The following is a 355-nucleotide window of genomic DNA, read 5'->3' as shown; positions in this document are numbered from 1 at the left end:
CCACGGTGGCCTACATTTCGAGACACAAAAACATGACACAAAAAAACACAAAGCCGCCGGAAAGCGATTCCGAAGCGGTTTTGCGGTTTAGACGCGGGCAGAAAGCGGACCAAAAAAGCGGACCAAAGCGGACCGAAAGCGACCCAAAGCGCGCCACCCCGCGCGACATTAATCAACGCAAAGAGACGAACCTGATGACGGCCACGATGACGGCCGTTTCAGCATGCTGATAAAGGAGGCACTCATCATGATGGAACCCCACGCCCAGCCGCTTTCCGAAGCCGGCGCCGAGTCGTTCGACACGAGGGGGCTGCTCGACCGCTACTTCGAGATTACCGCGCGCGGCAGCTCGCAG

General features: G+C 58.3%; 1 protein-coding gene. It reads left to right on the top strand.

From position 1 onward, the window contains the following. Window positions 1-230 (top strand): hypothetical protein (locus EN859_RS38880; RefSeq protein WP_210237770.1); only part of this gene is annotated, 230 nt, incomplete at its 5' end. Window positions 231-355: the final 125 nt, after the last annotated feature.

Source organism: Mesorhizobium sp. M00.F.Ca.ET.216.01.1.1 (genome assembly GCF_004010325.2).
In the GTDB taxonomy this organism is placed as follows: Bacteria; Pseudomonadota; Alphaproteobacteria; order Rhizobiales; family Rhizobiaceae; genus Mesorhizobium.
The sequence above is the reverse complement of the archived record's forward strand: the minus strand, read 5'-3'. Positions and strand labels throughout refer to the sequence as shown.